Annotated in this window: 9 protein-coding genes; 7 read left to right on the top strand and 2 right to left on the bottom strand. The window is 60.9% G+C overall.

The window, feature by feature from the left end; genetic code table 11:
• Nucleotides 1–333 precede the first annotated feature (333 nt).
• Nucleotides 334–981 (bottom strand): type II secretion system protein, encoded by a 648-nt coding sequence (locus tag ABYO54_RS11565; protein ID WP_372808407.1) that lies wholly within the window; start codon nt 979–981, stop codon nt 334–336.
• A 52-nt stretch (nt 982–1,033) separates the two neighbouring features.
• Between ABYO54_RS11565 and queA the strand changes: the two genes are divergently transcribed.
• From queA to nudC, 3 genes are all read left to right on the top strand, one after another.
• Entirely contained in the window at nt 1,034–2,068 is a 1,035-nt protein-coding gene (gene queA, locus ABYO54_RS11560; protein ID WP_372808406.1) for a tRNA preQ1(34) S-adenosylmethionine ribosyltransferase-isomerase QueA, read from the top strand.
• A gap of 44 nt (nt 2,069–2,112) precedes the next feature.
• Nucleotides 2,113–2,280, top strand: a complete 168-nt coding sequence (locus tag ABYO54_RS11555; protein WP_372808405.1) for a hypothetical protein — start codon at nt 2,113–2,115, stop codon at nt 2,278–2,280.
• Between the two features lie 128 nt (nt 2,281–2,408).
• Nucleotides 2,409–3,203 (top strand): NAD(+) diphosphatase, encoded by a 795-nt coding sequence (nudC, locus tag ABYO54_RS11550; RefSeq protein WP_372808404.1) that lies wholly within the window; start codon nt 2,409–2,411, stop codon nt 3,201–3,203.
• Here the strand turns inward: nudC and ABYO54_RS11545 are convergent.
• On the bottom strand, nt 3,200–4,915 hold the full coding sequence (locus ABYO54_RS11545; RefSeq protein ID WP_372808403.1) for a M60 family metallopeptidase: 1,716 nt from the start codon (nt 4,913–4,915) through the stop codon (nt 3,200–3,202). The genes nudC and ABYO54_RS11545 overlap by 4 nt on opposite strands.
• 139 nt (nt 4,916–5,054) lie before the next feature.
• On the opposite strand from ABYO54_RS11545, the gene ABYO54_RS11540 reads away from it, so the two are divergent.
• From ABYO54_RS11540 to ABYO54_RS11525, 4 genes are all read left to right on the top strand, one after another.
• The gene (locus ABYO54_RS11540; protein WP_372808402.1) at nt 5,055–5,420 is read left to right on the top strand and encodes a hypothetical protein; all 366 of its coding nucleotides are present in this window, start codon (nt 5,055–5,057) and stop codon (nt 5,418–5,420) included.
• 128 nt (nt 5,421–5,548) lie between these two features.
• The gene (locus tag ABYO54_RS11535) at nt 5,549–6,103 is read left to right on the top strand and encodes a 5-formyltetrahydrofolate cyclo-ligase (protein ID WP_372808401.1); all 555 of its coding nucleotides are present in this window, start codon (nt 5,549–5,551) and stop codon (nt 6,101–6,103) included.
• Between the two features lie 245 nt (nt 6,104–6,348).
• Entirely contained in the window at nt 6,349–7,131 is a 783-nt protein-coding gene (locus ABYO54_RS11530; protein ID WP_372808400.1) for a DUF1080 domain-containing protein, read from the top strand.
• Nucleotides 7,132–7,282: 151 nt separating this feature from the next.
• A partial coding sequence (locus ABYO54_RS11525; protein ID WP_372808399.1) for a hypothetical protein occupies nt 7,283–7,494 on the top strand: 212 nt, incomplete at its 3' end.

The raw sequence follows: 7,494 nt of genomic DNA, 5'->3' as shown, positions 1-7,494 counted from the left end.
CGGCATCAACTCGGCGGCACGGGTAACGCACAGGCTCGAAACGAGTCCGACCGACAAAATCAACCCAAGGTTTTTCAACGTATTCATACCAGTCTCTCCTTCTCATCCTAAACGAGTATTGACTGCAACGAGGGGGTAACACCTCTTCTGTAAATTCAGTTTGGCCCTGTCGGCGGTAGAACGGGGGCTTTCAATCCCCCTCATCACGAGGATAGAAAGCGACACATCAAATCTGGCCGCGATGCGGTCCTGTTTTGATCGGCTTGGTTTTCAGCGGAGTACCGGGTTGGCTTTGCCGCGCTTCGCGTACCCGCAAAACCGGAGCCGCCGCGGTTACTGGGGTTCCAAAGCCTGCACGCTGGTTTCGTCGCCCAGATCGAAAATGGCCTGCAGGTTTCCGATTTCCTCGATGTCGCCCTTTTCCACGAAGATGGCCTCGCCGTTTTTGGTGGCGAAGGCGAACCCCTTGGTTCCGAAGGGGGCGACATCTTCGCCGAAGGATTGCGCGTTGATGTCGGTCATGTTCTTGAGATATACGACGGGGAAGTTGCCGGGCGTGGTGTCGTTGACGTCGAGTACGATGCACCAGGCGTTGACCGAATCGCCGCCGGAGCGGAACTCGGCTTCGGACCGGGCGGGCGTCATGCCGGGACCCGCGAAAAAGGTGTAGTCGACGTCCAGGAATCCGCCTTCCACCAGATCGGCCAGAAAGTCGTTGGAGGACGAGTAGGAGGTTTCGCCGTCGCCGTCGGGGTCGCTCTGCGGCCAGCCGGAATTGAAGCGGCTGGCGGATTCCTTGGCGATGATCGCCTCGACGATCGATTTGGCGTGATGGGCCTGCTGGGTGAGCTTGCCGCGGAGCTGGACTTTGCCGATCTGCGGGGAGACCAGCGTGATGAGAATGGCGATGACCACGATCACGGCCATCAGTTCGATCAGCGAGAAACCCTGTTTGCGGGGCGAAGTCATGGTCGGTTTCATCTTTATTTCCTCTCGTAGGCGCGTATCCTTCAGCGGCTTTGGAAGTTACCAGATGAAAACCGACCTATTCAACTATGATCTGCCCCCTGAGCTCATCGCCCAGCACCCGCCGGAAAGGCGCGAGCTCGCGCGCATGATGGTGCTGCACCGCGACTCCGGCCAAATCGAGCACCGGCGCATTGCCGACCTCGTCGAATACCTGCGCGCGCCCGATGTGCTGGTGCTCAACAATACCAAAGTGATTCCCGCCCGGGTCTTCGGCCACAAGGCGGCCTCCGGCGGCAAGGTGGAACTCCTGCTGCTGGAAGAAATCCGTCCCGGCGAATGGAAGGTGCTGATGAAAACCTCGCGCCGTCCAAAGGCGGGGGATGCGCTCTCGCTCTGCTCCGGCAAGGCCCGCGCCACGATGCTCGAAGACGGCGAGCTGGGCGAAGCGGTGCTGAAAATCGAGTCGGACCGCCCGCTGATGGAAATTCTCGACGAGGAGGGGGTGCCGCCTCTGCCGCCGTACATCGCGCGCAAGGAGCAGACCCCGGAGCAGGTCGAAAAGGATAAAGTCCGCTACCAGACCGTATTCGCGAAAAATCCCGGTTCCGCCGCCGCGCCCACCGCCGGGCTCCACTTTACGCCGGAACTGCTGGAAGCACTGGCCCAGCAGGGCGTATCCAAGGCCGAGCTGACCCTGCACGTCGGCCTCGGCACCTTCCGCCCCGTTTCGGCGGACATCATCACCGACCACGAAATGCACTACGAGCGGTATCGGGTTTCCGAGGAAGCCGCCTCCACGATTGCCGCCGCCCGGGCGAGCGGTGGCCGGGTCGTCGCCGTCGGCTCCACCAGCGTTCGGACCCTCGAAAGCATTCCCGCAATCCAGGCCGCCGAAGGCTCGACCAATATTTTCATCTATCCGCCCTACGCCTTCCGGAACGTCGATGCCATCCTGACCAACTTCCACCTGCCGAAATCGACCCTGCTCATGATGATGTCCGCCTTCGCCGGGCGCGAGCTGATGCTCCAGGCCTACGAAACCGCCGTGGCCGAAAAGTACCGCTTCTTCAGCTATGGCGACTGCATGCTGATCCTTTAAAGAAAGGGTTGTCGTTCCGCCTTCGGGCGGCTTAAGGTTCGGGCATGGAAAAGCAGACGGCAGTTCATGAAGACGCGCAAGCCTACGGAATCGATCTTTCGTTGATCCGGGCAAACCTGCGCCTTAGCCCGACCGAACGGCTCCGCCGGCACGACCGAACGCTTAACACCATGAAAAAACTGCGCGCCGCAATGGACCAGAAGCGTGGATAATCTCACCGCCAAAAAAGCAATGGGGCGCCCGAAGGACATTGAAACCATCAAACAACTCGAAGTAATCCGGCACGAGCGGAAGTCGTAAGGCTTTCAGCCATGGCGACTGCATGCTGATCCTTTAAACCATGAAATTCGAACCCGCCATCATCCCTCCGGTCAACCCGTCGTCCGCATGGGCACTCCTTTTTCGGGACGACGGAACCCTTGCGCTGAACGCCGACGATTCGATTCCCCGGCAGGGTCCCGATGAACAGTCGGTTTATCTCGGGACGCTGGATGGCGCCCCCTGCTTCGTGGCCAGAACCGATTCCCGCGAGTATTGCTTCAACGAAATCCGCGGCCTCCATTCGCAAATCTCCGACGAACTCTATTCGCTGATCGGCTATGCCTCGCAGATTCTGACGTGGCGCGAGAACCATCGGTTTTGCTCCCGGTGCGGCGCGGCGACCGCGCCGTCGGACACGGAGCGGGCGATGGTCTGCCCGGCTTGCGGACACATGAGCTATCCGCGGGTTTCGCCCAGCATGATCGTTGCGGTAACCAAGGGCGACGAGCTGCTGATGGCTCGCAGTCCCCGTTTCCCGCCGGGCCTCTACAGCGTCGTGGCCGGGTTTCTCGAACCCGGCGAAACGCTGGAGCAGTGCGTGGCCCGCGAGGTCCGCGAAGAGACGGGGATCGAAATTGCCAACATCCGCTATTTTGCCAGCCAGCCCTGGCCCTTTCCGCACTCGATCATGATCGGGTTCAAAGCCGATTATGCCGGCGGAGAAATCCGCATCGATCCGTCGGAAATCGAAGATGCCGGATGGTACGCGCCGGCAACCCTGCCCGATATTCCCGGCCATTCCACCATCGCCCGCTGGCTGATCGACGACTACCTGAAGTCCCGGTCGGATGAGGCCGCCGGAGCGCCGAACTAGGAACCCTGGTTGGCGGGGGCGTTGGGATTCCAGACGGGGAGATCGGCAACGCGGGCGCCGGCCGCCGGATCGAGCGGCAGGCCCCAGTCGTCGAAGAACGGGTAGAGGTTGCGCCCGGTTTGCTTGGAGAGGCGCACCACGAATTCGCTGGCGCATGCCAGTTCGCCGACCGCTTTGGGGTTGTTCCATTGGTCGAGTTCCGGGCGGTAGGAGTGGATGACTTCGATGAGCGGCACCCAGCCGAACTCGTTGATCAGCTGCATGTAGCAGGTCAGTTTTCCGGGATGGCCTTTGCCTGCCCAGGTGCGGTCGGCCTTGGGCTGGCCGAACCATTCCTTCAGCGTGTTGGCCAGGTTTTGAGGCTGGCGGCGGGATACGTCGCCATAGACCGTTTCCAGCGCGTAGAGCGAAAACAGGTTCACGGTAACCTCGCCGCAACCGTAGAAGGTCCAGGCGCGCTGCTGGTGGAGGTGGCCGATTTCGTGGACATGTCCCCAGTTGGCCTTGCCTTCAACAATGGCGTCGACCCATCCGTAGGGCGCAACGATCGGGTAGGAGGCATAGGCCGCGCCCCAGTTGACGTGCGCATCGATCAGAAAGCGGATCGGGTTGGGGCGGGGCTGGGCGGTTCCGGCCAGTGCGGCGGCCGAGGCGAGGATCTCGTTCCACGTTTCGAGCACCTCGGCGGGATTTTCGAGTTCGCGGACGAATTCCGACGGAAGGGTGAAGACGATCTGGTCGGTGCCCAGCTCGGCAAACGGCGCGGGCCGGTTGCGGATGCGTTGCTTCCACGCGGCGGGATCGGTCTTTCCAAGTTGGAACACGGGCGCTTCAACGGCGCCGTCGATCCGGATGGCGACCGGGTGGGGGGCGGGGGCCCACGGAGTGGGGCCAAGATAGTCGCCCTTTTTCAGGTTCACGTCGGCGTTCGGCGCCGGAAGATGGATGTAGACCAAGCCGCCGAACGCACTGACGCATCGGATTTCCGCCGCTGAAATATCGAAGCTCCGGTCGATTTTCGGCGCACGCCGGATGCTCTTGTGCCGCACCAGGTCGAGGGTGGCCTGATGCAGGCCAATCACCACCTTGGCGCCCGCCTGTGCCAATTGAGCCGGCACCCGGACGGTGATGGTCTCGCCTGCGGGGGCGTAGAGGCCCGTGCCGATGTAGCCGCAGTGGGCCAGGTCAATCGTCAACTCCCGCTCCACGCGCGGGGCGGTTGCGGGAACCGCTCCGGGGAAAAGGTCGGCGGAAGGATGCTTCTCGATCCTATCCGCGGGGAGGGTGGTTGTTAGGGCGCAGTCGTGAACCAGTTTGAGGGCCGCCAGGGGTTCCTTGATGGGCGACAGCTTGTTGTTCGGGCCGACGGCCGCCTGCGGTACGCCCTCCAGCGTGCGGGTGACCGCCGCCACGGTGTCGGCGTTTTTCTTGGCCGTGCCCGGATTGAGCAGCCGCCAGAGCGTGTTGTACATGGCGTAGAATTCCGCCGGCGAACAGTTGCCGTTTGCCTTCAGCTCTGCCAGCGCCGCCGGCAACTCGCCGTAGGGCATCTTGCTTGATTTCATGGCGTCTTCGGCGTCTTTTTGGGCCGCTTTACGGGCGGATGCCGCCTGGGCATCGGCGGCTTTGAACCGATCTTCGAAGGCTTCGCTGCCGCTGCCCAGGAGTCCGGCGAGCAACAACACGCTCCAGCATTTGGTTTTTTTCTGCATGCTTAAAGGGACGAATGCCGTGCGGCGTTTGGGACATTCCCCGCCGGCGCAACGCAAGGGCGCATCTTCGTTGCAAAATCCCTTCGGGCCGAGCAAGGTTTGCCGGGGTTGGGAAAACGGATGGGAGAAGGATTCGACGATGAGACAAGCGGAAGATTTAGTGTGGGCCGCGATTACCGATTGCGCCAAGCAGCGGTTCGACTACTGCGGCTTCAAGTATTGGTTGAGCGAGAAGGGGGACGAGCGGGTTGCGGAGTACATCCTGTTCCAAATCATCGAGGGGCTGGCCGAAGAGCTCTCCCTCGCAGAACTTGCATTGAAGTTGCGCGGGGATCTGGACCTGTTCGGCTATCCGGTTGCGGAAGATGAACTGACCGCGTTCCTCGCCGGCAAGCCACAGGCGCTGGCGGCGGAGGTTTCTGCCGCCCGCGAAGCATTGGCCGGCTTTGCGCAGGGGCGGCCGGCGCCGGAGCTGCTGGAGCGGATGCTCGAAACCCTTTCCTGACGCGGTGGCTGCGCCCGGAAGCGTTGCCCGCGAAATGCCGGCCTCCGTCGCCACGCCGTTTTTTTTGCCCTGCCTACTCGACTCGGCCCCGTGAAAAAATGCAGGGTGTGCGAAACGGAGAAGGTAAAATGACTAAAGCGGAAATCCGGGATTATGTGGCCTCCATGAAGGCGGGGATGGGAATGCCGATTCTCGAGGCCAACGGCTTCGTGGCCGTCAAGCGACTGAAACGGCAGCAAGCCTACATCGATGCCCGAAAGATCGGTGCCTATGCCCCCTTGCCGGACGAAGTCGACATCGCCCGGATGATGACCGATCCCGGGCGCACCTTTTACATCCCGGCGTTCGATGAACAGCGCGGCGTCTACCGGCTGGCCAAAATGAACGAGACGTTCAAGCGCAACCGCTTTGGCGGCGTTGAGCCCGTCGACCCCGTCTTTGCCGAGCAGGACGAACTCGACCTGATTCTGGTTCCGGGGATTGCCTTTGCGCACACCGGCGAGCGCATCGGACGCGAGCAGGAGTGTTATGCCGAGCTGCTTCCGCTCTACAACGCCCTGCGCGTTGGAATCTGTTTCGACTTCCAGTGCATGAAAGAGATCCCCTTCGATGAACAGGATCTGCAGATGGATATGATCGTCACCGAATCCAAATGCATTGAAATCGCCTACGAAGAAGAATAGCGACTGCCGCCGGCAAAGCGTTTTTTTGCAGAATCCCCTCCTGAAAAATCCCGGTTATCGGGTTAAAGACCCGGCACTCGGCGAGGGCCGTTCTCCACAAAAGGCATGGACCCGGTGGAAGATGGGAATTGGTGTCGTAAAATCGCCGGGTGCAACGTATCTATTGACCATGCAAATTGGTGCGCGGTTGTTTCCATCCGGAAGCGGCGGCTTTGTTTAAAAATCTTCAACGAGGAATCTGGACGATGAAAAAAATCTGCGTGTTGCCTCTGTTTGTCGCCCTCTCGGTTTTTGCGGCCGACGAGGGATTCAAGCCGCTGTTCGACGGCAAAACGCTGGCGGGCTGGAGCGCGGCCCGCGGTGCCGGCGAGGGCGACCATGGCGCGTTCTCGGTAAATGCCGGGGAGCAGGCCATCCATGTCTATGCCGGGCGCGAGCCGGGGTCCACGCAAGTGAACGACTGTCTGGTTTCCGATGCCGAGTTCAGCCATTTCATTCTCAAGCTCGAATACCGCTGGGTGGAAAACCGTTTTGCGCCGCGCGCGGATTGGGATCGCGACGCCGGACTACTCTTCCATGTGCATGGAAACCTCAAGAAGGTCTGGCCCCTGAGCATGGAAATGCAGATGGGCGAGTCGCCCGGCGACAAGCCGGATGCCAAGGGCCGCGACGGCCGCTTCCATACCGGCGACCTCTTTGTGCTGGGCAAGCAGTTGCGTGCCGATACCCCCGCGACCGGAATTTTCTATGACCCGAAGGCGGAACGTGTGACGGGCAAGAGCATCCGGACGGGCTTGGGCAAGGAGAAGCCGGAAGGGGAGTGGAATCAAATGGAACTCCACATCCACGGCTCGAAAAAGGCGACTTTCATCCTGAACGGCGAAGTGGTTTTGGAAACCTTCAACCTGGTTCAGCTTCAGGACGACGGCACATCCATCCCGCTGGAAAAGGGCCGTATCGGCCTCCAGGCCGAGTGGGCCGAACTCATGTATCGCAACATCCGCATCAAGCAACTCCCGCAGGAATAGCGGGGCGGCGGCTCGCTGGTCGACCGTCTCAAGCATCCCGTGACCGGAATCCAACCAGCGCGGCCCGCCTGCGATTTCGTAGCGCCGGATTCCGATCCGGCGTCTTCCGCCAACCCGGTACGGAAACCGGGGCCACGGTATCGGCAGAAAAATGAACGGCAGAAAGATGCTTGGCGGGCTAAAAGGGAATCCGTGTTCGTTGGAGAAAATTTGCGGGGTTGAAAGGTTGCTGTCTTACGCGACGGTCTTGATCGGCGGCGGGCAGGTAAAAGATTTGTGGGTAAAAAATGATCACGCGGATATTGGATGTTTTACCCCGCATCTTTCACCTGAAAGCATACGAAGTCGTTCCGACAAAATGAT

This window comes from Pontiella sp. (genome assembly GCF_041622395.1).
Lineage (GTDB): Bacteria > Verrucomicrobiota > Kiritimatiellia > Kiritimatiellales > Pontiellaceae > Pontiella.
This window is presented reverse-complemented; position numbering and strand designations above follow the sequence as displayed.

Excerpts from the sequence above, each read along its gene's own strand:
- ABYO54_RS11545 (WP_372808403.1), bottom strand. The coding sequence starts at position 4,915 with ATGCAGAAAAAAACCAAATGCTGGAGCGTGTTGTTGCTCGCCGGACTC.
- ABYO54_RS11555 (WP_372808405.1), top strand. The coding sequence starts at position 2,113 with ATGGAAAAGCAGACGGCAGTTCATGAAGACGCGCAAGCCTACGGAATC.
- ABYO54_RS11535 (WP_372808401.1), top strand. The coding sequence starts at position 5,549 with ATGACTAAAGCGGAAATCCGGGATTATGTGGCCTCCATGAAGGCGGGG.
- ABYO54_RS11540 (WP_372808402.1), top strand. The coding sequence starts at position 5,055 with ATGAGACAAGCGGAAGATTTAGTGTGGGCCGCGATTACCGATTGCGCC.
- nudC (WP_372808404.1), top strand. The coding sequence starts at position 2,409 with ATGAAATTCGAACCCGCCATCATCCCTCCGGTCAACCCGTCGTCCGCA.
- queA (WP_372808406.1), top strand. The coding sequence starts at position 1,034 with ATGAAAACCGACCTATTCAACTATGATCTGCCCCCTGAGCTCATCGCC.
- ABYO54_RS11530 (WP_372808400.1), top strand. The coding sequence starts at position 6,349 with ATGAAAAAAATCTGCGTGTTGCCTCTGTTTGTCGCCCTCTCGGTTTTT.
- ABYO54_RS11565 (WP_372808407.1), bottom strand. The coding sequence starts at position 981 with ATGAAACCGACCATGACTTCGCCCCGCAAACAGGGTTTCTCGCTGATC.